Below are 23880 nucleotides of genomic sequence, written 5' to 3' on the forward strand. Positions count from 1 at the left end.
CAACTTCGCACCGAATATTCGCAAAGATACTCGAGTGCAATGTGTTTCGTTTGTTCCTTGCCGGTAATAGCGTCAGTGTCATGACTGAAACGCACGAAGACATCTCGATCATTCGTCATGGCGACACGCTTGACGTCGTGTTCAACCGGCCGGAAAAACACAACGCATTGACTCCTCAGATGTACGACGCCATTGCCGGAGCCTGCCGAAGCGCCGACTCCGACCGCGAGATCCGGTTACTCACTCTCCGAGGTGCTGGGGGAGAGGCGTTCTCGGCGGGTTCCGACATAGGCCATTTTCAGACCTTCTCGAGTTTTCACGACGGGCTCGACTACGAAAGTCGGTTCGTCGGCGTGCTGACCGAACTCGAGAAAGTGCGGGTTCCCACGCTGGCGGTCATCGACGGTGTGTGCGCGGGAGCCGGGCTGTTGTTAGCGGCAGCGTGCGATGTGCGGATCGCGACGCACGGGTCCCTCTTCTGCCTTCCGATCGCGCGCACGCTCGGAAACTCGTTGTCGGTCCATTCCGTGGCGTTGCTGGCGGACAGGATCGGCAGTTCGCGTCTGATGTCGTTGGTCGCTCGGGCGGGGGTCATGTCGAGCGACGAGGCTCTGCGGAACGGCTTCCTCAGCGACTGTGCAACAGAGACCGAGTTCGCGAGCCTGACTGCCCAGGTATCGCGGGAACTCCTTGCGGCTGCCCCGATGACCGTGTGGACGATTCGAGAGTCCCTGCGCCGCATCAGGACCCGATCGATCACCGACAACGATGATCTGATGCGCATGATCTACAGCAGTGACGACTTCAAAGCCGGTGTCGACGGTTTCCTTCGCGGCGAGCGACCGGTTTGGGCCGGCGTGTAGCTCGGCTGTAGAACCAAAGGCTTGCGTTGGAGCGCGCTCTAACCCCTAGCGTTGCCGACCATGACAACAAAAACCTGGATCATCACTGGAGTTTCTCAGGGTTTCGGCCGCGAGCTTGCAGTGTCCGCACTTCGAACCGGGGACGCGGTAGTCGCGGCAGTTCGTAGGCCCGAGTCCGTTGCAGATATCGCGTCGGAGCATCCGGATCGGTTCTCGGCGGTGACGTTCGACGTCCGCGACACCGCGGCGGCACCCAGCGTCGTCGAACATGCGCTCGAGCATTTCGGTCGTGTCGACGTGCTGGTCAACAATGCCGGTCGCGGGATGGTCGGCGCGGCGGAGATGGTGGACGATTCGACCTTGCGGGATCTCATGGAACTGCACCTGATCGGACCCGCCGCGTTGGTGCGCGCCGTCCTCCCTTCGATGCGAGCGCAGGGCAGCGGAACGATCGTGCAGATGAGCAGTCAAGGCGGCCGCATGTCGTTTCCCGGCGTCGGGGCGTACTCGGCGTCCAAATTCGCGATTGAAGGCTGGTCGGAGGCCCTTGCCGGTGAGGTCGGGCAGTTCGGCATCCGGGTCATGATCGTCGAGCCCAGCCGATTCCGTACAGCATTCAACACACCTGGCGTTCTGAGCTTCGCCGAATCATCCTCGGACTACCGTGATTTGCTCGATCCTGTTCTGCGGGACATGGCGGCGGCAGACGGTGTTCAGGAGGGTGATCCGGAGAAGGCAGCAGAGATCATCACCTCGCTGGTGCACAGCGAGAATGTGCCACTTCGCTTGCCGCTCGGAAAGGAAGCCGTGGAGCGGATATCCGCGTCGTATCGGAAGAATCTGGCCGAGGTAGCAGTCTGGGCTGATCTGGCTCGCAGTGCCGACTTCGCGGATGCTGCCGGACCCGTCCGTCCGTTCTAGGCTGAGAAGCATGGCTACCGAAGACTTGATGCGCAAGGCACTCGAGGCACTTGGGGAAGTGGACGGGCCCATGTCGATCGAGGTGATCCATCGACTCGTCGATACAGGGGATGTTCAGGACCCGATGTCGATCGCCGAAGTGTCAGACCTGCTGGATGTTTCGGCACATACCCTGCGTTATTACGAGAAGATCGGCTTGGTTGCGGTGGATCGTGATTCGAGCGGACATCGTGTGTACGGGCCGGAATCTATTCGCAGGCTGGTATTTCTGACCCGCATGCGTATCTCAGGCATGGCGATTCGTGACCTGCAGCACTACGTCGAACTGGTCGACGCCGGTGAAGGGACAGTTCCGGAGAGGCTCGACATGCTGCTCGAGCACCGGGACACCGTTCGTCGGCAGATCAAGGAGCTCACGTTGTCTTTGGCTGCGACGGAGTACAAGATTGCGACGTACGGCGGGCGGACCGGAGAGCAGGATACTCAGCCGAGTGTCACCGGAAGCAGCCCTCGCGGGGTCTCCTGAGCGATCTGTTCCAGCGCAGACTCCAACGTCGGAAATTGATACTGGAAGCCGCTGTCCGCGAGCACCCCTGGTAAAACCCAGCGACTCTTCGTTACCAGTTCAGCCTCGGTGCGGATGATTCGTGCGCCGAACTCGAGCATCCAGCCCGGCGTCGGAAACCCGTATTGTCGGCCAAGTTTCGCTCGTACCATCCGCATCATGTCGGTGTTGGTTACCGGATACGGGGATGCGATATTGACCGGGCCTGAGATCTCCGGATGCTCGTAGATGTGGATGACCGAGCGAACGACATCGGCGATATGTATCCAACTGAACATTTGTCGTCCGTCGCCCATTCTTCCGCCAAAACCGATTCGGGCCAGGTTCACGAAGGGGTTGATTGCTCCGCCGCCGGCTCCGAGAACGATCGGCATTCGTAACGCCACTTTGCGAACGGGGGTTGGGGCTGAGAACAATTCGTGCTCCCACGCCCGCGCGACCGCGACGGAGAATCCCTTACCCAGCTCTCCGTTCTTCTCGTCCATCGGTCGATCCCGCGCGTCTCGGTAGATCGTGCCGGTACTGGCATTCGCCCAGAGCGAGGGTGGCTGCGGTGTACGGGCCAGTGCGCGACCCAACAGCGCGGTCGTTTCCACGCGGGAGGAGAAGATTTCGTCGGCATTGCGCTTGTTGTATCGGCAGCTCACAGAGCGTCCGGCGAGGTTGATCAGCAGATCCGCGCCGCTGAGTACGTCGGCGACACCTTGCTCGTCGGACCAGGTGGCATCGCTCGTTCCTCCGCGGCCGATCGTCCGAATCTCGACCCCGTTCGATTCGAGCGCTCGAAGGAGAGATTGCCCTATGTAACCCGACGCCCCACATACAACGACAGTCTTCATGATTTTTTGTTCCGCTCTGGAGAAACGACTTTGGTCATCAGGGCGGCGACGTCGCCGACCAGGCCGCGGGCCACTGGTAGTCGCGCGAGGGTGAGCGCTTTGGCGATGATCGGGACCAAGCCGTCGACCAGGGATCGGGTACGAGTTTGCCCCGGAGACGGGTCGGTGACCCAGTGCAGCGTCACGCCCAGATAGCTGAGCCACAAGAGTGTGGGGAGCTGGGTCTCCAAGGACGCCGGCGTCTTCTGCTTCGACGCCGCCAGTGCTTCGCGCATCAATTCGACGGCCATCGATCTCGCATCGCTCGACTCGGCCGAGAACGGGCTGGACGGCGATGCGGTTGGTAGGGCAACGTGCAGAAACGCGCCACCGAACCCGTGATATGGCCCCATGACATCGAGTCCGGTGTGCAGAACGATCGCGAGATTTTCCGCGAGTGAGCCACCCTGCCGCAGGAGTGGAAGCGCACGCTCTCGGTGATCACGTTGGATGACGAGATACAGCTCGTGAACCAGTTCGTCCTTGCTGGCGAAGTAGTAGTAGGCATTCCCGAGGGAGACCTCCGCTTCGGTCGCGATCTTGCGCATGGTCGTCGCTGCGAAGCCTTCGTCGCGGAAGAGCCGCAAAGCTGTTGCCACCAGCTTTTCCCTGGTTTCGATCCCGCGACTGCTCATGGGCTCCCTTCCTTTGAACGTGTTCAAGTTCAGCGTACGCCTTGAAGTTGAACACGTTCAAGAGTCGATCTGTTGCGAGGAATATAATAAGCGCGCATACTAAAATCATGATTGAACTTGCGCTCGGTTCGCCAGGTGGTCGGCGATGAACGCCTGGTTAGGGGTTGTCTCGGCCGAACATGTGCGTCGCGCAGTGGATCTTGGGATCGCGCAGATCGGGCACGGGAAGAGGTCCGGATTGGCGCGGATGAAGGCGGGCGATGTGCTTGTCTACTATTCGCCGGTCGAGTCCATTGGTGATCGAGATCCGTTGCGCGAGTTCACAGCCCTCGGTGTGATCGAAGAGGGTGAGATCTGGCAGGCGGACGAGGGGTGCTTCAAGCCGTTTCGGCGTCGAGTGCGATACGAGCCGTTCACGCCCGTTCCTCTCGGCGACGTACGGAGTCGATTGGCATTGACCTCGACACCGAACTGGGGGTATCAGCTCCGCCGAGGCTTGATTCCGTTGGGTGGCAACGACGTCGAGATTCTGCGCTCGACAACGAGCTGACACACTGACGCTGTGGTGAAGAAACTGGAAACCGACTTCGAGGATGCTGGCGACAGTCCGGGTCTGATGTTGTGGCGTGTCACCAACGCGTGGCAGGCCTCGATTCGCGCGGCGCTGCGGCCTTTCGACCTGACTCACGTGCAGTTCGTTCTGCTCGCCGCACTGACGTGGCTGGACGCGGAAACACCGATAACTCAACGCGATCTTGCCGAGTATGCGCGCACTGATCCGATGATGACGTCACAGGTGATACGGACCCTCGAATCCAAGAAATTGGTCGAACGACGTCCACACCCGACGGACGCTCGGGCACGCTCGGTGGTGGTGACCCAGGCGGGTGCGGCCCTGGCAGGCAAGGCAAATCGTGCGGTCGAAGCATCGGATCGGGAATTCTTTGCCGCTCTCGGGGATCGTCAGGCGGCCTTTGTTGCGATGCTCGGCGTGCTTGACCGAAAGTAGCAACCCTCAGTTTTCAAGGGATAACTCTGAAGTGGTCTGCAGCAGTGCATATTTGGCTTCCAGCCCGTCCAGCAGGGATTCCAGCGCGAGTTCGAAACTGGCACCATCGATTTCCGTAGCACGCTCGCGCAACAGATGTGCTCGCGTGAGGTGCGGGTAACGCTCGGCGTAGATCGCCGGATCGTCCACGAATCCGCCGGAGAACGTCGCTGTCGCAGCGCCCATGACTACGTACTTGACGGAAGCGCCGATCAGCGTTGCCGTGCGCTGCGGCCATCCGGCGCGCACCAGCCCGCCGTGGATGGCGTTGGCGCGGTCAAGGGCGATGGGCCTGACGCTCGGACCGTAGGCCAAGTAGGGAACGATATTGGGATGCTTGCCCAGGGCAGCGTGGTAGGACCGCGCCCACGTGCGAAGCGCACCGCGCCAATCGTCAGAGTCGAAGCCGCTCACGTCGACGGACTCCATGATGACGTTCGCGACGTCGTCGAGTAGCTCGTCCTTGTTGGCGTAATGGCTGTACAGCGATGGTGCCTGCACGCCGAGAACGGTGGCGAGTTTGCGCATCGAGAAGTCGGTCAAACCGTGCTCGTCGACCAATTTCAGGGCGGTGTCCCTGATGATCGGCTTGCTCAGTAGTGGAATCCGCGGTCGCGCCATCGCACACCCTTTCGTGTGAAAGTACTGGACAACCTTACACCGTGAGTTTATTATCCAATTAACCTAACAGTGTTCGGGAACGTGGAGGATCAGATGACGCGGGTGTTCGAGAACAAGGCCGATCTCCTGGGGGCGGTCGGTGAAACGCTGGGCTCGAGCGAGTGGGTCGAGGTCACCCGCGAGATGGTCCATCAATTTGCCGACGCGACCGGTGACCATCAGTGGATTCACGTCGACGACGAAAGGGCAAAGCGTGAATCACCTTTCGGCGGTCCGATTGCCCACGGGTATCTGACTCTCTCGCTCCTGCCGCTTCTGTCGAAGTCCGTGTACCGCATCGACGGGGCGAAGATGGTCATCAACTACGGGTCCGACAAGGTTCGATTCCCGAGTCCGGTGCCGGTCGGAGCCAAGGTTCGAAACACTGCAGTGCTCTCCGCGATTGAAGAGTTGCCGAACGGTTCGCTGCAGAGTCAGATCACCAACACCGTCGAGATCGAAGGCGTGGACAAGCCAGCCGTTGTTGCGCAGACCGTCGCACGAATCTTGTTCTGAAATCCTGCCAGAAGAAAGCAGACTCCATATGAATCTCGAATTGACCGGTGAGGAAGTTGCGTTCCGCGAGGAGATGCGAAAGTTCTTCACCACCGAATTCTCGCCCGAACTTCGTGCACGTGCAGCGGGATTCGGAAAGCTGACGCGTGAAGACATCGTTGCGGGCCAACAGATTCTGAACGCACACGGACTGGCGGTTCCGCACTGGCCGGTCGAATGGGGTGGCAAGGACTGGACTCCGGTACAGCGCCACATCTATTCCGAGGAAATGCAGTTGGCGTCGGTACCCAACCCGTTGCCGTTCAACGTGAGCATGGTTGGGCCCGTTATCGCAGCCTTCGGCTCGCAGGAGCAGAAGGAAAAGTTTCTCCCGGCGACGGCTAACGCCGATATCTGGTGGTGCCAAGGTTTTTCGGAACCAGAAGCCGGTTCGGATCTCGCTTCACTCAAGACGGCTGCTGTCCGTGACGGCGCGGATTACATCGTCAACGGTCAGAAGACGTGGACTACTCTCGCGCAGCACGCCGAGTGGATCTTCTGTCTGGTTCGGACAGATGCCAGTGCCCAGAAGCGTCAGGCAGGAATTTCGTTCCTGCTCATCGATTTGGCGACTCCCGGCATCACGATTCGTCCCATCAAACTGATCGACGGCAGCGTCGAGGTCAACGAGGTGTTCTTCGACAACGTCCGTGTTCCTGCGGAAAATCTTGTCGGCGAGGAGAACAAGGGCTGGGACTACGCCAAGTTCCTGCTCGGCAACGAACGCACGGGCGTCACGCGGGTCGGGTTCTCCAAAACTCTTGTCGCCACGGCCAAAGAGAAGGCGCGGGAGGTTCGCGTCGGAACCGGCACCCTCCTCGATGATCCGTTGTTCGCGGCTCGGTTGGCTGAGCTGGAAAACGATTTGCTTGCGCTGGATCTGACTCAACTGCGAGTTGTGGCGAGTTCGGCAGACGGCAAGCCGAACCCGGCGTCCTCGCTGCTCAAGCTCCGCGGCTCCGAATTGCAGCAGGCAGCAACGGAATTGCTGATGGATGTTGCGGGTCCGGACTCGTTGCCGGTGAATACGGTCGAGATCGACTCGCCGGAGTGGGCGCAGCAAGCGGCGCCGCGCTACCTGAACTACCGGAAGGTTTCCATCTACAGCGGATCAAGTGAGGTGCAGCGCTCCATCATTGCCTCCTCGATTCTCGGATTGTGAGCATCTGACATGAATTTCGAACTCGACGACGAGCAGACGATGCTTCGCGACACGACGCGTGAATTGCTCAACCGCAGCTACGACGCGGAGAAGCGCAACGCCACCTCGGCTACTGACGAGGGATGGAATGCCGCGGTGTGGAAGCAGTTCGCGGAGCTTGGGCTGCTCGGCCTGCCGTTCGCGGAGTCTGACGGCGGAATGGGCGCTGGACCGGTCGAGACCATGGTCGTGATGACCGAACTGGGCCGAGCGCTTGCACCCGAGCCGTACTTGGGTGGTGTTCTGATCCCCGGCGGTTTGATCGCGGCTGTCGGTTCGGCAGATCAGCGGGCGCGGCTCCTGCCGGCGCTCAGCGACGGGACCACTCTGTCGGCCTTCGCGCATACGGAACCCGGCACGCGCTGGCCGGTCGCCACCGTCACGACCACGGCGACGCAGTCGGGATCGGGGTGGACTATCACCGGCGTCAAGAACCCGGTCCTGCAGGGCGACAGCGCGCACGTCGTGGTCGTCAGCGCCACACTTCCAGGCGGCGGCACCGGGCTCTTCCTGGTGGATGCGGAGGGCTCAGGTGTCACACGGAGCACGTATGCCACCCACGACGGCCGTCGCGGTGCGCAGTTCACGTTCACCGATGCCGCGGCCGAACCACTTGGTGAGGGCGGCGATGTCACGGCCGCGATCGTCGAAGCGGAGGTCCGGGCGCAGGCAGCTCTGTGCGCCGAGGCGATCGGGATCATGACCGAAGCGCTGCGACTGACGACGGATTACCTGAAGCAGCGCAAGCAGTTCGGCGTTCCGCTCGCGAAGTTCCAGACTTTGACGCATCGGGCTGCCGACATGTACGTGGCGCTCGAGCTGGCGAGCAGCATGAGTCTGTACGCCACCATGTCCATCGCCGACGGCGTGATCGATCCGACCATCGCGTCGCGCGCGAAGCTGACTATCGGTCGCGCCGCGCATCAGATCGGACAGGAAGCGATTCAGATGCACGGTGGTATCGGAATGACAGCCGAGTATCCGGTCGGGCACTACGTCTCGCGGCTGGTGGCCATCGAACACACTTTGGGCGGCTCGGACGATCACCTTCGGGTGCTGGCCGGCGGCGTCTCGAAGTGTCGATGAGCAGGCCTACCGTCTGGGACAGAAAGGCCGGTCAGCGGATTCTACGAATGCAACTGTGGTGACAGACACCGAGTCAGCACCGATGTCGCCGGACGCGTACTGCCGCCGTTGCCTTAAGGGTTCTCGAGTGGAGTAGGGATCCTGAAAGAAACCCGAGTAGTGGGTTTGGCCGGAGGTGGCCCGTATGGGTGCCGAGGAGGCTTCGGATGGTGGTGGACTTTTCTGGCGCCGTTTGGGCCGAGGAAATCGTGCACCTCGTCCGCGGACCTAGTAACGTCGGGGCCGGGGAGTGGCCATCGCGCTGAGCTCAGACACAGCGAACGTGCGTCGGCGAGCGTTCTTCGTCTCACGTATGTTGTTGTGTGGAATGGATTTTGGGTTTCCACCAGTTTGTTTGTGAAGGGTTGCCGGCAGTGATGGTTGAGGGTGGGGCAGTCACGCGACGTGCGTTTTTGGTTGCGGCGGTGTTGATTCCGGTCGTGGGATGTTCGGCGAAGAGTAATCAGATTGCAGATGCCGGGCCGTCGAAAGTTGGCGGGGGAGATCCGAGTGATCTTCTGGTCGAACTCGAAGGCCGATACGATGCGAGGCTGGGTGTGTATGCGAGTAGTTCGAACACCGGGAGGGTGGTGGAGTATCGCGCCGACGAGCGGTTCGCGTTCTGCTCTACATTCAAAACCCTCGCTGTCGCAGCTGTATTGGGTAAGTATCCATTGAGTTATCTCGATACAGTAGTCCACTACACTGCCGCTGATCTGCAGTCGTACGCCCCGATCGCGGAGCAAAAGCTCGATACCGGGATGACGGTTGGTGAATTATGCTCCGCAGCAGTGCAATACAGTGACAATACCGCCGCCAACCTCCTGCTGCAGATGCTTGGCGGACCTTCCGCCGTCAATGCGTATCTACGCAGTATCGGTGATGATGTGACTCGGCTGGATCGGATCGAACCCGAGCTCAATACCGCCATTCCAGGCGATGATCGTGACACGACGTCCCCGCGGGCGATTGGTACGGACTATGAGCGTCTTGTCCTCGGCGATGCGCTGACGCCGGACAAGCGTGAGGTGCTCGCGGATTGGCTTCGAGGCAATACCACTGGTGCGGAGCAGATACGGGCCGGTGTTCCACAAGGGTGGACGGTCGCCGACAAGACTGGCAGCGGCGACTACGGAACCAGCAACGATGTCGGTGTCGCGTGGACGGATACTTCGGATGCGGTGACGATTTCTATCCTGACTACACGGTCGGATAGAGACGACGCCGCTGACAAAGCGATCATCGCCGACGCCACACGTCTCGTCGTCTCAGCGCTCACCTGACGTCGTAGATCAACAACGTCGTCGCCACGATGTGAGCTGAGTGGGCATGCGTCTTGCCGCACGTTGTATGAACGATCCCGAGGTCTCGGGGGTTTATCGGCACCCGCAACCGCGTAGCGCCGTTGCTACGGCGTCGAGGGCGGGTCTTGCTGCCTCGGGTGCGGTGCCGTTGGACATGAGCGTGAATGTCAGGACTCGCCGGTCGTTGTCGACGACGATACCTGCCAGTGAACTTACACCGGAGAGGGAGCCAGTTTTCGCGCGCACCCACCCTGCCGCCGGGGAGGGCGGGTTGAATCGATCCACCAAGGTGCCTGTCGCTCCGGCGACGGGGAGTGTGTCGAGCAGTGGGCGAAGTTCGGGGGTGTCGGGCCCTGCTGCCGCGGTGAGCACCTGATCGATGAGGTGTGCCGAGATGCGGTCATAGGTCGATAATCCGCTTGCGTCTCGCAATTGTGCTCCGGTGGTGTCGGATCCGCTCTCTTGCAGTGTGTGAGTGATGGCGTCGACTGCTCCGTCGAAAGTTGCGGGTAACCCTCGGGCGAGTGCAATTTCGAACCCCACGGTCTCGGCGAGTACGTCGTCGGAGTGCACCATCAGGTCGCGCAAGCGTGTGCTCAGCGGAGCAGATTGAACCGAGGCCACTACGGGAGTTGCTGGTGTGGCAGTAGAAGGTGTGATGCCTTCGGTGACCGATGCCGGGTCCAGTCCGAGTTGTTCGGCGAGGGCTCGGCCGGTGTCCAGTGCGGGGGTGTGGGTGCGCGGGGAGTAGTCCGCCAAGGGGTCTGTGCGGCCGCCGTCGAGCATGACCGATTCGATGGGGGCGATACTGCCGCCGGCGATGTCGGCGGTGTCCCATCCGGGGGCGATTGTCGGGCCCGCAAATATTGTGTTGTCCACCATGAGGCTGCTGACGTGTATACCGGAACGGTGGATCTGGCTGATCAGGTCGTCGAGATGCGGTGCGTCGGTGTAATAGCCTTGCGTGCCGGTAGGTTTCGCGGTCAGTGTCGGGTCGCCGCCGCCGACGAGCACCAGTTGGCCGGGGGTGGCGCCTTGGACGACCGTTGTTGTGGTTCGGTGATCGGCCGGCAGTGTCAGTAGTGCGGCGGCGGTCGTGAGAACTTTGACTATGGAACCAGGCACTTGCGGGGTGTCGGTCTGTTGTTGCCACAGTGTTGCGCCGGTCTGGGCGTCGGTGACGTGACCTGTCAAACTTCCGAGATCGGGGTTGTCGAGTGCGGGTTGGAGCACTGCCGCGAGTATTTCAGGGCTGGGTGAGGGGGCATCCGCTGGCACTGGCGTGATTTTCGGGTGCGGGGTAATCAGTTGTGGGGCCGTCACGGTCGGGGGAGGGGCGGACGTGGGGTCGTGTTGACTGCACCCGGCAGTGAAAACCGCCGCCATTGTCGTTGCTGCTGCGCATACGAGAAGGGATCCAGACCGTCTGTTCGTCATTGTTCTGTGTCGTTTCTTCGACATTCGATGTGAACCTCGTTGCCGCACTTCTTACGGTTCGGCGATCTGATTGTGGTGATCATTGATCTGACGTGTGTTGTCGCCCTGGCTGACAACTCTAAGCAATGGGCGTGGCAGACTCGAAATCGGCTTGTCCGGCGCTCTCTGTCACGCGAGCAGTTCGGAGTTTGCGATATCGCGCAGACGAAGACAGTCATTGGAACCGCCACCGTTGCCGCGAGTACACCGGTGAGCACACCGTATGGTCGTGAATCGAGGGCCAGAACGATCACCGTCGTCGCTACCGGCCCGCCCACCAGCGTGGACACCAATGTGAACCCCCGTATTCGGCGACCACCCACTACGAAGACGGCTGCGAAGAGGCTGACGATTGCGGCTGCGAGCAATACGGATCCCGCGACATCGCTGAGGCGGTGCCATCCCTCGCCCATGATGTCGCGGCTGACCAGCGCCACCCACGCCGCGCAGGGCACGACTCCGACCAGGCGCATCCACGACGGTGCGACCAGGAGCAGGCTGAGGGCAATACCCATCGCGCCGGCGACATGACCGCTCGGAAACGTGTTCGCCGTCGGCCAGGGAACATCCTGATCGAGTTGAGGCCGCTCGAGAACTTCGAGGCGAAGCGTTCTCGCCGCCACTATGCACATGACGGGAACTGCAAGCGTCGCCGCAGTAAAGAGCGGCTGACGAACCACATTTCCTGTCAACAGGATCGCGGCTGCGACAGAGATCCACATGAGCGGATTGGTCATGATGTCCAGCCGCAGGACGTCGGGCACCGGTATGCCGTCCTGCGCCGACTTCGCAGCCTGAAATACTTGCCGGTCGAGTCGTTGACCGCCGGCGGTACCAACAATCAGAAGGAATACGGCCGCCGCACCCGCGGCGAATGACATGCCGACGACAATCACTGTCCACCGTGGTCTGTTGCGTACGGCGGGCGTCATCGGGGCGGATTCGGTCACGGGCACAGCGTCGTGCTCGCGGCGTCGATGGATGCACTGACGCAGCCGGGGCCGATATCGCCGACGTCGGGGTCATGGAAAGTGCTGTCGCCAAAGTTGGCTGTCACCAACAGCTTTCCTTCCCCGAAATTGGTTTGCTGCACCATTCTGTCATCCGACAACCATTGAAAGTCCGTCATGGGCTCAGTTCCAGCCGCTTCTTGCAGGGTGGCGAAGAACTTCTGCATGGTCGCCATCCTCGGACCTTCCTCCGCGATGATTTGCGCGTTCAGGGTGTAGTTCAGTGGCGTGTTGTACAGCATTGCCAACAACGCGCGATCGGTTTGCTCGGCCGGCAGCTTGTTGAAGGACAACTCCCATCGATCCGTGCTGACTACCGAATCGTGCAGCACCGTCTCGTACAGCGGCACAAGGTATTTCGGATCGAACATGCCAATTTTCAGTTCTGCTGAAAGCGCGACGGACTTGAAGAAGAAAGCCGGGCCGTTCTTCCCCCAGTACGCACCCCAGTTCGCCTTGTCTCGTTCCGCTTTCCAGAGGCCGTTCATCACCGGCGTGCTCGATCCGTGACTGAAGGACACAACGCTGTTGGCCCACGACCCGGCTGTCTCGGATCCCAGCACCAGATCCTTGCCGATCACCTTCATGCGCTCGATGCGGTTCTGCCGGTCCTTGGACTGGGTCATCCGGTGGTCCGGGTTGTAGTCGTCGAATACCTCGCCTGTCGCATCGACGTCCAGGAAGTAGCTGTTCACGCCGTTACCCAACTTTGCGGCGACGCGAGAGGCAACAAGCTCCGGGTCGGCAGCCAATGCCTCGGAGCTCAGGTAACAGCCACGGCCGCTGAATCCGCCTTCAAGGTCACCACTTTTGCCGACGACGCAGGCGTCGGGCCAAATCCCGTCGGGCCACGAAGACGAGGGATTGTCGACCTCGCCGGACGGGTCCTGCGCGTTGGCGAAGGTGTCGTACGGCCCGACGAGAAAGCCGTAGTTCGTGGCAGTTTCGACGGCCTCGCGGGTCATCGGCTGATCGTCGGAGTCGTAGCCGAGCCACATCTTGGTGATGCCGAGGTCATGGAGTTGGCGTATCGCTTCGGGAGTACGCGCATCTCCCCACAGATAGGCGTGAAAGGCACCGATCAGCTTGGCAGTGTCCGGGTTCTCCGCGATCTTCTGCTGCAGTGTGCGCAGTCCGCCCTGTTCCCCGAGCAGACTGCGGTAATCCAGTGCAGGGGCAATCGGGGACCCGTCGGTGACTGACAGGGCAACCGTGTAGGTGCCGGTGCCCTTTTCCTGGCTGAACTCGTGTGTTGCAGTGCTGCGCAGGTGGCCTTCAACCGAGGCGAAGTTCAGGGAGGTACCCAAGTCGGTCGGCACCAGATAGCTCGCCCCTACAGCGCCCGCGCTGAACCCCCAGAACGGCATCGTCAGGTCCTGCAATCGTTGCCCCTCGTCCCCGACCAATCCGATATCGGGGTTGTTCCAGAATACGTCGTCGACCGGGATACTCAGCCCCTCGCCTTGGGGCAGTTGCAGATCTCGTGCACCGGCCCCGGTGACCGGCCACGACACGAGTTGATCTCGCGAACTGGTCAGGTCGATCACCAGGCGGCCGGCCTGAGCAACCGCCGTCACGTCGAGGCCGCGGTCGGGGTATGACCAACGGGCACTGTCGTTCTCGACTGACACCTGGCCGGGAACTCCGAGGTCTGTCCCAGCGGCGGCTGACAGTTCGACGTCGCTGTCCACGCGTAGGTCGTTCACATCGATCCTGGCCTCGCCGCCCTCGATCTGCACCGTGATGGTGCTTCCATCCACCCGCACCGCAGGGTCCGCCGCACTCGCGGTACACCCCGTGGAGGCAAGCGCGACCAACACGGTGCCCACAGCGATAGAAGTCAATGCCTGTGTTCTCATAGTTCGAAAAGTAAGCGCCGAACATTAGAACAAGATCAGAGTGACTTACTCTCGGGCCGGCAGGCGCACGGTGAACACCGCTCCACCGTCGGGGTTGTTGCCCACGCTGATCGAGGCGCCGTGGGCATGCGCGATCTGTTGGGCCATAGCCAGTCCCAGTCCGGAGCCGGAGGTGCCCCGACTACGGGGTGACCGATAGAAGCGTTCGAAGATCCGAGGCAAATCCGCTTCGTCTATGCCGGGTCCGTTGTCCGAAACGGTGAGAACACCGCCTGTCAGGCTCACGTTCACCGTCCCACCCGGCGGAGTGAATTTTGCCGCGTTGTCAACCAGATTCGACACCATCTTCGCGAGCCGCACATCGTTACCGCCTCCCGTGTACGGATTCGTCGCGCAGTGGAAATCAATCTTCGGCCAATGGGCACGTGCCGCCTCGACTACCTGCTCGACGACGCGCTCGAACGCGACATCCTCCCTCTCGATGTCCGGCTCGGTGCCCCGTGCGATATCTACGATGTCGTCGATCAACCTTCGCATATCTGCAGTACTGCGAGCGAGCGCAGCCCGTACCCTCTTCTGCTGTTCGTCTGTCAGCGTGTCGCTTCGGGCCAGAAGTTCCGCGTTCGCGATGATCCCCGTCAGTGGCGTCCGCAGCTCGTGCGAGGCGTCGGAAACCAACCGTTTCTGCGATTGGACGGAGTCATCGAGTGCACCAAGCATGGTGTTGATCGATTCCCCGAGCCTGGCAAGCTCGTCCGATCCCTCTACTGTGATCTTTCGGCTCGGATCCCGTTCCTTTGCAACAGTTTCGGCCTCGCGGGACAGTCTGGCAACGGGACGCAGCGTGTAGCGGGCGACTGCGTAGCCGAGGATAGCGCTGATGATGATGCCGATACCGCACAACAGCGCTAACAACCATGCAATCCGATCGAGCGCCCGGTGTTGCTGATCGGCACGGACTCCGACAAGGAGCGCACCACCGTCCTCGAGCGGTGTCACATACATCCGTCCGGGTAGACCCGCGAGGTCGATGTTCGCGAGGAAAGGCCCTGACTCGCCGTCGAGGACGGCATCGAGGGCAGGGGGCTTCGGCAGGATAGTGGCGGGTTCGTCTGTGGCACTCGGTTCGCCTGTCGCATCGAGGACCTCGAAGCAAGCCGGCGAGGAAAGATAGGCGCACTCGGCGCCACTGCCCAACTCCTGGCCACCGGCGATCCGTAATTGGATCGCCGTCGCTTCCCGGATGAGACCGATGTCGAGGCTTCGGTACACCTCCCGTGACGAGATCCAGTACGCCCCCACCGCGCAAAGCAGCACCACCGCAGCCACGGCAATCGACGTGGTGATGGCCATTCTCGTTCGGATGGCCAATCGCGTACGCGTCACGGCAACTCCAGCCGGTATCCGATCCCGCGAACCGTATGAATAATGCGTGACTCGCCGCCCGCCTCTAGTTTCGTGCGCAGGTAATTAATATATACGGCAATGGAATTCGACTGAGGCCCGAAATCTTGACCCCACACCCGATCGCTGATCACCTCACGGGTGAGCGTCTGGCCGGAGTTCGCGATGAGTAGTTCCAGCAGCGCGAACTCGGTTGCAGTGAAGTCCATGCTCCGGCCGGATCTGACGCCGCGCCGTGTCTGCGGGTCGAGAGAAAGATCCCCGAACTGCACCTCGGGTTCCGGTGGCGCTGCCCGCCGTAGCAGGGCACGTACCCGCGCGCCGAGTTCGTCGATGTCAAAGGGCTTCGGCAGGTAGTCGTCTGCCCCCGCATCGAGCCCCGCAATCCGATCGCCTACCTCCGAGCGTGCCGTCAGAACCAGGATGGGGATCCGATTGCCCTGCTCACGCAAGATTCGACATACGGCGAGACCGTCGATTCCCGGCATCATGACGTCGAGCACCATCGCATCGAACGAATGCTCGGAGACCGCGGCCAGAGCGCTCGAACCGTCGGAAACCGCCTGCACCTCGTACCCGTCGGATTCGAGAGTTGTCACTACCGCTTCGCGGACCGACGGATCATCATCGACGACTAGGATCATCTACTTATCGTGCCTGACATGAGTCCGATACGGATACAACCCGTGCGACGTTTCGCATCACACACGGTAGCGGCGAGGATCGGTGATCGGATGAGCTTTGATCCACTCCGAGGTGCGCGTGAGTCCTGCTTTCAGGGAGACCTGTGGGCTCCAGTCCGTCAACTCACGCACTCGACTGTTGTCGGACACCAGGCGGTGAACCTCGCTGCCTGCTGGACGGTTACGTGAGTCTTCGGTTGTGACAGATGCGGAAGACCCCGTGATCTCGATCAGCATGTCAATCAGGTCGCGGATCGAAATCTCGTGGCCGGTGCCGAGATTCAAGGTCAATCCGAGCGTTCGCTCGGATTCCGCGATCTCCATGAAGCCCCGGGCAGTATCGTCGACGTAGGTGAAGTCCCGAGTCGGGGTCAGCGCGCCGATAGCGATCTCGCCTGCACCGGAATGCAACTGGTGCAGGATCGCAGGAATCACGGCGCGTGTCGATTGCCGCGGGCCGAACGTGTTGAACGGTCGGCAGATCGAAACCGGCGTATCGAACGAGTGAAAATAGGACAACGCGACCATGTCCGCCGCAATCTTGGATGCGGAGTAGGGAGACTGGGGTTGCAACGGGTGAGTTTCGGATATAGGTACTTCCCGAGCAGTTCCGTAGACCTCGCTGGTTGACGTGTGCACCACCCGCCGCGCGCCGTGACGGCGCGCGGCGTCCACAATATTCTGGGTACCAAGGACATTCGTCTCCAGATACGTTTGTGGAGCCTGGTAACTGTATGGGATTCCGATCAGTGCCGCGAGGTGGAAGATGGTGTCGATCCCCTCTGCCGCATCGAGGACTTGTCCGCTGTCACGGACATCTCCTGCGATCATCTCGATATCGGGAAGGTGATCCGAAAGAAAGCCGGCCGATGCGTAGGGCTTGTAGTGCGCGAGAACTCGTACGTGCGCGCCTTGCCTGAGTAACTGCTCAACCAGGGAGCTGCCGATGAAGCCTTCGCCGCCGGTGACCAAGACCTTTCGTCCGAACCAGAATCCATTGACTTGCACAATTTCACTCATTTGATTCCTTCTCTCGTATTGACGTTTTCAGGCGTCGCGTGTTTGCGGGTGGCGAGCTCCCGTAGCCAGTTCGCTACTGTTCGTGCGGAATCGCTCAGTCCCGGAGTGAGATCGGTTGCCGCCGTCGCACGTTCAGCGGAATCTCCGAGAAGGTCGTCAATCGCGCTCGCCAGGTTTGCCGTGGTCAGATCCGCGTCTCCCAGCATTCGGGCGCCGCCGCGAGTTACGAGAGCTCGAGCATTGTGTCGCTGATGGTCACCGATCGCGTGTGGGTAAGGCACGAGGACGCTGGGCACCTCTACATGCGAAATCTCGGCGACGGTGATCGCTCCGGATCTCCCGACAAAGACGTCGGCGCCCGCATATACCAAATCCATCCGGTCCAAGTACGGCAACACCAGCACGTTGTCGAGGTCTTCGACAGCGGCGGAGGCCTCGGAGAAGTACTCGGGCCCAGCCTTCACAACCAGGCGGATGTTGTTGCGGCCGCGCCACTCGCGCGCCAGTGACAGTGCGGTATCGGTCATTCGGCGAGATCCGAGGCTGCCGCCGCAGACGATGACGAGGGCTTGTCCTGCCGCCGCATCGAAACTGGCACGTGCCTGATCACGGAGCGCATGTTTGTCGAGGCCGGCGATCTCCCTCATCAGCGGGGTTCCGACTACCCGAACCTCACTGCGCTTGAATGCCGGCGCAGCCTCGGCAAATGCTACTGCGACCCGGGAAGACAAGTTCGCGCACAGTCGGTTTGCCCGTCCTGCCACGGCATTGGATTCGTGGATCAGTGTCGGTATTCCGGCGAGGTGCGCACCCAGCACGATTGGCAGACTGGGATACCCGCCGGTACCGAACACGACGTCTATATCGAGTTCACGAATCGTTCTGGCGCACTGAATGCCGGACCGTGCGAGTCGTGTCGCTGCTCTTGCGCTACCGCGCACACCGGTAAGGCCTTCGATCTCGGCTGTGTGCAGTCGGTAGCCGGCCGCGGGCACAATTCTCTCTTCCAGTCTGCCTTTCGCGCCGAAGAAGTCGATCTCGACATTGGCATCGGGAATCTGACACAAGGCCTCGGCTACAGCGAGTCCCGGATAAATATGTCCACCGGTGCCACCCGCTCCGATGGCGACTCGCAGAGTCGATCGCGGTTCGTTTGTCATATCGGCACTGTGCGTGAGCGAGATTAGAACTCTGTTAGCGCCGACGCTCTGTGTGTCAGGGTGAGTTGAGTCCAGCGGTTCACAGTGACCCCGCCTGCAGGGCAAGATGTGAGAAACCCGGCAAACTCACCGCCGAAAGGGCCGAGATCGCCGCGACTCGAATCCAACTGGACGAACAGGTTCGGGTGACCTCCCTTTGTCCGTGCGGGCGCCGACCCTCGGTATTCGAGGTCAAGTAAAATTCCTGTGATCAGTCCGAGAAGAGAAAGGGATCGAAGTGACCGCGCATACCGAGCAGCTCGAGTTCCAAGCAGAAACACGTCAGCTGCTGGATCTGATGGTTCATTCAATCTATACGAACAAGGACAGCTTCCTTCGTGAGTTGATCTCCAACGCTTCGGACGCGCTGGACAAGCTCCGCCTCGAGTCGTACCAGGACAAAGACCTCAACGTCGACGTCTCCGATCTGCATATCGAGATCGACATCGACAAGGCGGCACACACCCTGACCATCCGCGACAACGGCATCGGAATGTCGCGTGACGAGGTCGTCGACCTGATCGGCACGCTCGCCAAGTCCGGCACCGCCGAGGTGCGTCGTAAGCTCAAGGAAGCCAAGGATGCAGCGGCATCGGAAGAACTGATCGGTCAGTTCGGCATCGGCTTCTACTCCACGTTCATGGTGGCGGACAAGGTCACGCTGCTGACCCGCCGCGCCGGTGAAGATCACGCGACGCGCTGGGAGTCGACCGGCGAAGGCACGTACACGCTCGAGCATGTGAACGAGGCGCCTCAGGGTAGCTCCGTGACCCTGCACCTGATGCCCGAGGATTCCGAGAACGGCCTGCACGACTACACGTCGGAATGGAAGATCAAGGAACTGGTCAAGAAGTACTCCGACTTCATCGCGTGGCCTATCCGCATGGATGTCGCTCGTACGTCGACGCCGGCGGAGGGCGAGGAGCCCGAGGTCACCATCGAGACCGAGACGATCAACTCGATGAAGGCTCTGTGGACTCGCTCCAAGGACGAGGTGTCCGAGGACGAGTACAAGGAGTTCTACAAGCACGTCAGCCACGCCTGGGACGAGCCTCTCGAGGTCATCCCGATGAAGGCCGAAGGTACTTTCGAATACCAAGCGCTGCTGTTCATTCCGTCGACGGCGCCGTTCGATCTGTTCATGCGTGAGCGCAAGGCCGGCATCCACCTCTACGTCAAGCGCGTCTTCATCATGGACGACTGCGAAGAGTTGGTGCCCGATTACCTGCGCTTCGTCAAGGGTGTGGTCGACGCACAAGACCTCTCGCTCAACGTCTCTCGTGAAATTCTGCAGCAGGACCGGCAGATCGCTGCCATCCGTCGTCGTCTGACCAAGAAGGTCCTCTCGACCATCAAGGACATGAAGGCGAACGAGCCCGAGAAGTACTCGACCTTCTGGACCGAGTTCGGACGCGCGCTCAAGGAAGGCCTGATGGCCGATGCCGACAACCGCAAGACGCTGCTCGACATCTCTTCGTTTGCCTCGACCAACAGCGAAGAGGGCGTGACCACTCTCGCCGAGTACGTGGAGCGCATGAAGGACGGTCAGGAACAGATCTACTTCATGACGGGCGAATCTCGTCACCTGATCGAAAGCTCTCCGCACATGGAGGCTTTCAAGGCCAAGGGCCTCGAGGTTCTGGTTCTCACCGACCCGGTGGACGAGATGTGGGTCGACGCTGTCTCGGACTTCGACGGCAAGACCTTCCAGTCGATCGCCAAGGGCGAGGTCGACCTCGACACCGAGGACGAGAAGAAGGCGGCCGAGGCCGAGCGCGAAGAGAAGGAGAAGGAATTCGGCGAGCTGCTGACGTGGCTGACCGAAACCCTGTCCGACGACATCAAGGAAACGCGTCTCTCGACGCGACTGACCACCTCGGCTGCCTGCATCGTCGGCGACGCGTTCAGCATGTCTCCGACGCTCGAGAAGATGTACAAGGCTTCGGGTCAGCCTGTTCCGCACAGCAAGCGCATCCTCGAGCTCAACCCGGAGCACCCGCTTGTCTCGGGTCTTCGGGAGGCGCAGGCCGCCAACGACAATGCGGAGAACCTGACTGAGACGGCTCAGTTGCTCTACGGCATGGCGTTGCTTGCCGAGGGCGGCGAGCTGAGCGACCCGGCGCACTTCACGCGCCTGCTGGCCGATCGTTTGGCCCGCACAGTCTGATCTCGTTCTACCTCGCTCGAACTCCCGGCACTCACCCTCATTGGTGAGTGCCGGGAGTTTTTTCTTTGATCGTTTTCTAATGAGGACCGTTTCTGTCCGCAATGACTTCTAACGTAGTTCTCACAGGGCAAAGAACCCACGAGCGAAGGAAAAACATCATGAACGCACCGACCACCACCGTCACCGGCGAGCGCGCGGATCTCCTCCAGAGCCTGCGTCAACATCGTGAATTCCTGCTCTTCACCGTCAAGAACCTCACCGACGACCAGGCTGCTTCGAGGCCGACCGTGAGCGAACTGTGCCTAGGCGGATTGATCAAGCATGTGGGTCAGGCGGAGAAGGGTTGGGTCGACTTCATTCTGGAAGGGCCGGCCGGACTTGGCGGGGACTTCGACCCGACCCAGTGGTCGGAAGAGATGCAACAGGAACGGGCGAACGAATTTGCCATGGTCGAGGGTGAAACCTTGGCAAGCATCGTTTCCGAGTACGAAGGGATCGCGGCCAGGACCGACCAGTTGGTGGCCTCGCTGGACAGCCTCGACATCTCTCATCCACTTCCGAGCGCTCCGTGGTTCGAAGCCGGCGCTCGCTGGTCAGCGCGGCGCGCATTGCTGCACATCATCGCCGAGACGGCCCAGCATGCGGGCCACGCAGACATGCTTCGTGAAGCCATCGACGGCTCGAAGACGATGGGTTGATCGACAGCTCGATCAACCGGGATGTTTACACATCACACAAATATGTAACACTAGTGTCTATGAGCACCGAAAAGTCTGCCTTGCAACCGCCGATGCAGTGGGACGCCTGGGGCGATCCGGCCAAGAAGCGTGAACTGTCGGACGCAGTCACATCATTGTTGACCGGATTTCTCGGTGTGTCCGCACCGACTCGCTCGCGCCTCGCCATCGAAGACGTTCAGGTGACTCCGTCCGCCCTGGCTCAGTCGCACGTCGAGGCGCTGGCTGGGCTGGTCGGGGCCGAGTACGTCAGCACCGAGGATTCGGATCGAATCCTTCGGGCCGGTGGCAAGAGCACCCCGGATCTGCTTCGCCGTCGTAGCGCCGAGTCGCAGGACGCACCGGACGCAGTCGTCACTCCAGGGACAGACGCAGAGGTCGAGCAGGTTCTCCGATACTGCTCTGCCAACCGGATCGCAGTGGTCCCGTTCGGTGGTGGCACCAGCGTCGTCGGCGGGCTCGATCCCATTCGTGACGGGTTCGACGCAGTTCTATCTCTCGATCTGCGCAGGTTCGATCAGCTCGTCGGGTTGGACGAGGAATCGGGCATTGCGACGTTCGGCGGCGGAACCACCGGCCCACGGGCCGAGGAGCTTCTGCGTGAGCACGGTTTCTCGGTCGGGCACTTCCCGCAGAGCTTCCTGTTCGCCACTCTGGGCGGGTTTGCCGCCACCCGGTCTTCGGGGCAGGCGTCGGCTGGATACGGACGTTTCGAGGACATGGTTCAGGGCCTCACTGTTGTCACCCCGAGTGGTGTGGTCGAGACCGGGCGTGCGCCGGCATCTGCCGCAGGCCCCGATCTGGGTGAGCTTTTTGTCGGCTCCGAGGGGACATTCGGCGTCATCACGCACGTGCGTGTGCGGGTTCACCGCCTGCCCGAGACCACCGTGCGCGAAGGGTGGAGCTTCCCCGACTTCGCCACCGGCGCAGCAGCATTGCGTGAGCTGGTCCAGGAAGGATCGGCTCCGACAGTATTGCGGTTGTCCGACGAGGCCGAGAGTGGCGTGAATCTGGCGACTACCGACAAGATCGGCGAGAACGCTTTCACGGGTGGTTGCCTCGGCATCACCACCTACGAGGGCACCGCTTCGCACACCGCTGAACGGGTGGCGGAGGCCCGAGCAATTCTCACCGCTCACGGTGGGACTTCGCTCGGTGAGGAGCCCGGAAACAGTTGGGAACACGGGCGATTCGATGCGCCGTATCTGCGTGACGCTCTTCTCGACGTCGGCGCACTGTGTGAAACCCTCGAGACAGCAACCACCTGGGGTAACCTCGCGAACCTGCGCTCCTCGGTCACCGAAGCGCTGACCAAGGCTCTCGTCGAGCAGGGGACTCAGCCGCTCGTGATGTGCCACATTTCGCACACCTACAAGACCGGTGCTTCGCTGTACTTCACAGTAGTCAGCGCGCAGACCGAGGATCCGATCGCTCAGTGGCACAAGGCGAAAACTGCCGCTGGCGATGCGATCATCGCCGCCGGTGGCACGATCACCCATCATCACGCAGTCGGAGCTGACCATCGCCCGTGGATGAAGGACGAGATCGGCGAATTGGGCGCGAATATCCTTCGCGCAGTGAAGAATGCAGTGGACCCTGCCGGCATCCTCAATCCTGGAAAGCTGATTCCGTGACCGAAACCCGCAGTCAGATCGAGAAGGTTACCGTCCTGATCAATCCGATGGCGGGACATGGTCACGCGCCTGCAGCCGGACGCAAAGGTGTTGCGCGACTGCGTGCTCGGGGAGTTGCCGTCACCGAGATCATCGGAACCGATGCCGACGACGCCAAGAAGTTGGCGCGTCGTGCGATCGAGGAGGGTACCGACGCGCTGGTGGTGGTCGGCGGTGACGGTGCCATCAGCATCGGATTGCAGGCTGCCGCGTTGACCGATACTCCTATCGGGCTCATCCCGGCGGGCACCGGTAACGATCACGCCCGTGAGTTCGGCATTCCCACAGGCGATCCCGAGGCAGCCGCCGATGTGATCGCCGACGGCGTCGTGCAGCAGTCCGACCTGGCGAAGATCACGCTTGCCGACGGTTCCGTCGTCTGGTCGGGAACGATCATCGCCAGCGGATTCGATTCGCTGGTCAGTGAACGGGCCAATCGGATGTCGTGGCCCAAGGGACCGATGCGCTACAACTTGGCGATGCTCGCCGAGTTGGCGAAGATGAAGCCGCTGCCGTACCGGATCGAACTCGACGACGAGGTCATCACGGTGGACGCGACGCTCGTGGCTGTCGGCAACGGGCGCTCGTACGGTGGCGGCATGCTCATCACTCCGGGCGCGTCGAAGTCTGATGGGTTGCTGGATCTGACCGTCGTCGGGCACGGTTCGAGGTTGCGTCTGGTGCGCCTGTTTCCGCGGGTGTACAAGGGAACTCACGTCTCCTTGGATGCGGTACAGACGTATCGATCGAAGAAGGTGCGGTTGGTCTCCGAAGGCATCGTCGCTTACGCGGACGGTGATCGGGTGGGGCCGTTGCCCATCACGATCGAGGCAGTTCCCATGGCGCTCAACATCTTGACGCACACTCGGATCTGAGTCGGTTCTGCCAGTCACGCGG

General features: G+C 61.2%; 23 protein-coding genes. 13 read left to right on the forward strand and 10 right to left on the reverse strand.

All coding sequences use genetic code 11. The features are described 5' to 3' along the window. Positions 1-80 precede the first annotated feature (80 nt). From QM596_RS04720 to QM596_RS04730, 3 genes are read left to right on the forward strand one after another with little or no spacing between them, the layout of a single operon-like run. Complete coding sequence (locus QM596_RS04720; protein WP_283308256.1) at positions 81-863, forward strand: enoyl-CoA hydratase; 783 nt, start codon at positions 81-83, stop codon at positions 861-863. A gap of 60 nt (positions 864-923) precedes the next feature. Beyond that, a complete protein-coding gene (locus QM596_RS04725) occupies positions 924-1784 on the forward strand; it encodes an SDR family NAD(P)-dependent oxidoreductase (RefSeq protein ID WP_060937998.1) in 861 nt (286 codons plus the stop codon). Between the two features lie 10 nt (positions 1785-1794). Next, a complete protein-coding gene (locus QM596_RS04730; RefSeq protein WP_070795684.1) occupies positions 1795-2310 on the forward strand; it encodes a MerR family transcriptional regulator in 516 nt (171 codons plus the stop codon). On the opposite strand, the gene QM596_RS04735 is transcribed toward QM596_RS04730, so the two are convergent. Next, positions 2268-3188 carry a TIGR01777 family oxidoreductase gene (locus QM596_RS04735; protein ID WP_113682543.1) on the reverse strand — a complete coding sequence of 307 codons (921 nt, stop codon included), beginning with the start codon at positions 3186-3188 and terminating at the stop codon, positions 2268-2270. The genes QM596_RS04730 and QM596_RS04735 overlap by 43 nt on opposite strands. Further along, a complete protein-coding gene (locus QM596_RS04740) occupies positions 3185-3862 on the reverse strand; it encodes a TetR/AcrR family transcriptional regulator (protein WP_283308259.1) in 678 nt (225 codons plus the stop codon). Before QM596_RS04740 ends, QM596_RS04735 begins: the two co-directional genes overlap by 4 nt. A gap of 145 nt (positions 3863-4007) precedes the next feature. Between QM596_RS04740 and QM596_RS04745 the strand changes: the two genes are divergently transcribed. Together QM596_RS04745 and QM596_RS04750 are read left to right on the forward strand one after the other, a co-directional pair. Next, positions 4008-4412: an EVE domain-containing protein gene (locus QM596_RS04745; RefSeq protein ID WP_283308261.1), complete on the forward strand. Its 405-nt coding sequence runs from the start codon at positions 4008-4010 to the stop codon at positions 4410-4412. 12 nt (positions 4413-4424) lie between these two features. After that, positions 4425-4871, forward strand: a complete 447-nt coding sequence (locus QM596_RS04750; protein ID WP_020970755.1) for a MarR family winged helix-turn-helix transcriptional regulator — start codon at positions 4425-4427, stop codon at positions 4869-4871. A gap of 6 nt (positions 4872-4877) precedes the next feature. Here the strand turns inward: QM596_RS04750 and QM596_RS04755 are convergent, their stop codons facing one another. Further along, the gene (locus QM596_RS04755; RefSeq protein WP_019745258.1) at positions 4878-5531 is read right to left on the reverse strand and encodes a TetR/AcrR family transcriptional regulator; all 654 of its coding nucleotides are present in this window, start codon (positions 5529-5531) and stop codon (positions 4878-4880) included. A gap of 93 nt (positions 5532-5624) precedes the next feature. Between QM596_RS04755 and QM596_RS04760 the strand changes: the two genes are divergently transcribed. From QM596_RS04760 to bla, 4 genes are all read left to right on the forward strand, one after another. Further along, positions 5625-6086, forward strand: coding sequence for a MaoC family dehydratase (locus tag QM596_RS04760; protein WP_020909091.1), 462 nt, complete (start codon positions 5625-5627; stop codon positions 6084-6086). A 28-nt stretch (positions 6087-6114) separates the two neighbouring features. Further along, positions 6115-7287: an acyl-CoA dehydrogenase family protein gene (locus QM596_RS04765; RefSeq protein WP_019745256.1), complete on the forward strand. Its 1173-nt coding sequence runs from the start codon at positions 6115-6117 to the stop codon at positions 7285-7287. Positions 7288-7296: 9 nt separating this feature from the next. Beyond that, positions 7297-8412: an acyl-CoA dehydrogenase family protein gene (locus QM596_RS04770; protein WP_283308262.1), complete on the forward strand. Its 1116-nt coding sequence runs from the start codon at positions 7297-7299 to the stop codon at positions 8410-8412. Positions 8413-8828: 416 nt separating this feature from the next. Further along, positions 8829-9734 (forward strand): class A beta-lactamase, encoded by a 906-nt coding sequence (gene bla, locus QM596_RS04775; RefSeq protein WP_054825264.1) that lies wholly within the window; start codon positions 8829-8831, stop codon positions 9732-9734. A 93-nt stretch (positions 9735-9827) separates the two neighbouring features. Here the strand turns inward: bla and dacB are convergent, their stop codons facing one another. Genes dacB through QM596_RS04810 form a run of 7 tightly spaced genes read right to left on the reverse strand, consistent with a single transcriptional unit; the run spans position 9828 to position 18367 of the window. Beyond that, positions 9828-11216, reverse strand: coding sequence for a D-alanyl-D-alanine carboxypeptidase/D-alanyl-D-alanine endopeptidase (gene dacB, locus QM596_RS04780; RefSeq protein WP_502943366.1), 1389 nt, complete (start codon positions 11214-11216; stop codon positions 9828-9830). After that, positions 11189-12181 (reverse strand): phosphatase PAP2 family protein, encoded by a 993-nt coding sequence (locus QM596_RS04785; RefSeq protein WP_259116755.1) that lies wholly within the window; start codon positions 12179-12181, stop codon positions 11189-11191. The genes dacB and QM596_RS04785 overlap by 28 nt, the downstream gene beginning before the upstream one ends. Continuing rightward, positions 12178-14100 carry a glycoside hydrolase gene (locus QM596_RS04790; protein WP_283308267.1) on the reverse strand — a complete coding sequence of 641 codons (1923 nt, stop codon included), beginning with the start codon at positions 14098-14100 and terminating at the stop codon, positions 12178-12180. The genes QM596_RS04785 and QM596_RS04790 overlap by 4 nt, the downstream gene beginning before the upstream one ends. 45 nt (positions 14101-14145) lie before the next feature. Then, positions 14146-15486, reverse strand: a complete 1341-nt coding sequence (locus QM596_RS04795; RefSeq protein WP_054825252.1) for a HAMP domain-containing sensor histidine kinase — start codon at positions 15484-15486, stop codon at positions 14146-14148. Continuing rightward, the gene (locus QM596_RS04800) at positions 15483-16148 is read right to left on the reverse strand and encodes a response regulator transcription factor (RefSeq protein ID WP_133727074.1); all 666 of its coding nucleotides are present in this window, start codon (positions 16146-16148) and stop codon (positions 15483-15485) included. Before QM596_RS04800 ends, QM596_RS04795 begins: the two co-directional genes overlap by 4 nt. Positions 16149-16205: 57 nt before the next feature. Next, on the reverse strand, positions 16206-17207 hold the full coding sequence (locus QM596_RS04805) for a GDP-mannose 4,6-dehydratase (RefSeq protein WP_283308272.1): 1002 nt from the start codon (positions 17205-17207) through the stop codon (positions 16206-16208). Next, positions 17204-18367 (reverse strand): UDP-N-acetylglucosamine--N-acetylmuramyl-(pentapeptide) pyrophosphoryl-undecaprenol N-acetylglucosamine transferase, encoded by a 1164-nt coding sequence (locus QM596_RS04810; protein ID WP_283308274.1) that lies wholly within the window; start codon positions 18365-18367, stop codon positions 17204-17206. The genes QM596_RS04805 and QM596_RS04810 overlap by 4 nt, the downstream gene beginning before the upstream one ends. 277 nt (positions 18368-18644) lie before the next feature. Here QM596_RS04810 and htpG point away from each other — a divergent pair, with 277 nt between their 5' ends. The 4 genes from htpG to QM596_RS04830 all read left to right on the forward strand — a co-directional run bounded on the left by htpG (position 18645) and on the right by QM596_RS04830 (position 23858). Beyond that, positions 18645-20573 carry a molecular chaperone HtpG gene (htpG, locus tag QM596_RS04815; protein ID WP_283308275.1) on the forward strand — a complete coding sequence of 643 codons (1929 nt, stop codon included), beginning with the start codon at positions 18645-18647 and terminating at the stop codon, positions 20571-20573. 158 nt (positions 20574-20731) lie between these two features. Next, positions 20732-21271 carry a DinB family protein gene (locus QM596_RS04820; RefSeq protein ID WP_283308276.1) on the forward strand — a complete coding sequence of 180 codons (540 nt, stop codon included), beginning with the start codon at positions 20732-20734 and terminating at the stop codon, positions 21269-21271. A gap of 92 nt (positions 21272-21363) precedes the next feature. Further along, a complete protein-coding gene (locus tag QM596_RS04825; RefSeq protein ID WP_283308767.1) occupies positions 21364-22944 on the forward strand; it encodes an FAD-binding oxidoreductase in 1581 nt (526 codons plus the stop codon). Beyond that, a complete protein-coding gene (locus QM596_RS04830) occupies positions 22941-23858 on the forward strand; it encodes a diacylglycerol kinase (protein ID WP_283308277.1) in 918 nt (305 codons plus the stop codon). Before QM596_RS04825 ends, QM596_RS04830 begins: the two co-directional genes overlap by 4 nt. Positions 23859-23880 lie beyond the last annotated feature (22 nt).

Origin of the sequence: Rhodococcus sp. IEGM 1406 (genome assembly GCF_030056745.1) — a bacterium.
GTDB classification, from domain to species: Bacteria; Actinomycetota; Actinomycetes; order Mycobacteriales; family Mycobacteriaceae; genus Rhodococcus_F; species Rhodococcus_F erythropolis.

Bases quoted from the DNA above. Each gene is read 5' to 3' on its own strand.
- QM596_RS04720 (WP_283308256.1), top strand. From the start codon at position 81: ATGACTGAAACGCACGAAGACATCTCGATCATTCGTCATGGCGACACG.
- QM596_RS04725 (WP_060937998.1), top strand. From the start codon at position 924: ATGACAACAAAAACCTGGATCATCACTGGAGTTTCTCAGGGTTTCGGC.
- QM596_RS04730 (WP_070795684.1), top strand. From the start codon at position 1,795: ATGGCTACCGAAGACTTGATGCGCAAGGCACTCGAGGCACTTGGGGAA.
- QM596_RS04735 (WP_113682543.1), bottom strand. From the start codon at position 3,188: ATGAAGACTGTCGTTGTATGTGGGGCGTCGGGTTACATAGGGCAATCT.
- QM596_RS04740 (WP_283308259.1), bottom strand. From the start codon at position 3,862: ATGAGCAGTCGCGGGATCGAAACCAGGGAAAAGCTGGTGGCAACAGCT.
- QM596_RS04745 (WP_283308261.1), top strand. From the start codon at position 4,008: ATGAACGCCTGGTTAGGGGTTGTCTCGGCCGAACATGTGCGTCGCGCA.
- QM596_RS04755 (WP_019745258.1), bottom strand. From the start codon at position 5,531: ATGGCGCGACCGCGGATTCCACTACTGAGCAAGCCGATCATCAGGGAC.
- QM596_RS04760 (WP_020909091.1), top strand. From the start codon at position 5,625: ATGACGCGGGTGTTCGAGAACAAGGCCGATCTCCTGGGGGCGGTCGGT.
- QM596_RS04765 (WP_019745256.1), top strand. From the start codon at position 6,115: ATGAATCTCGAATTGACCGGTGAGGAAGTTGCGTTCCGCGAGGAGATG.
- QM596_RS04770 (WP_283308262.1), top strand. From the start codon at position 7,297: ATGAATTTCGAACTCGACGACGAGCAGACGATGCTTCGCGACACGACG.
- bla (WP_054825264.1), top strand. From the start codon at position 8,829: ATGGTTGAGGGTGGGGCAGTCACGCGACGTGCGTTTTTGGTTGCGGCG.
- dacB (WP_502943366.1), bottom strand. From the start codon at position 11,216: ATGTCGAAGAAACGACACAGAACAATGACGAACAGACGGTCTGGATCC.
- QM596_RS04790 (WP_283308267.1), bottom strand. From the start codon at position 14,100: ATGAGAACACAGGCATTGACTTCTATCGCTGTGGGCACCGTGTTGGTC.
- QM596_RS04800 (WP_133727074.1), bottom strand. From the start codon at position 16,148: ATGATCCTAGTCGTCGATGATGATCCGTCGGTCCGCGAAGCGGTAGTG.
- QM596_RS04805 (WP_283308272.1), bottom strand. From the start codon at position 17,207: ATGAGTGAAATTGTGCAAGTCAATGGATTCTGGTTCGGACGAAAGGTC.
- QM596_RS04810 (WP_283308274.1), bottom strand. From the start codon at position 18,367: ATGACAAACGAACCGCGATCGACTCTGCGAGTCGCCATCGGAGCGGGT.
- QM596_RS04820 (WP_283308276.1), top strand. From the start codon at position 20,732: ATGAACGCACCGACCACCACCGTCACCGGCGAGCGCGCGGATCTCCTC.
- QM596_RS04825 (WP_283308767.1), top strand. From the start codon at position 21,364: ATGCAGTGGGACGCCTGGGGCGATCCGGCCAAGAAGCGTGAACTGTCG.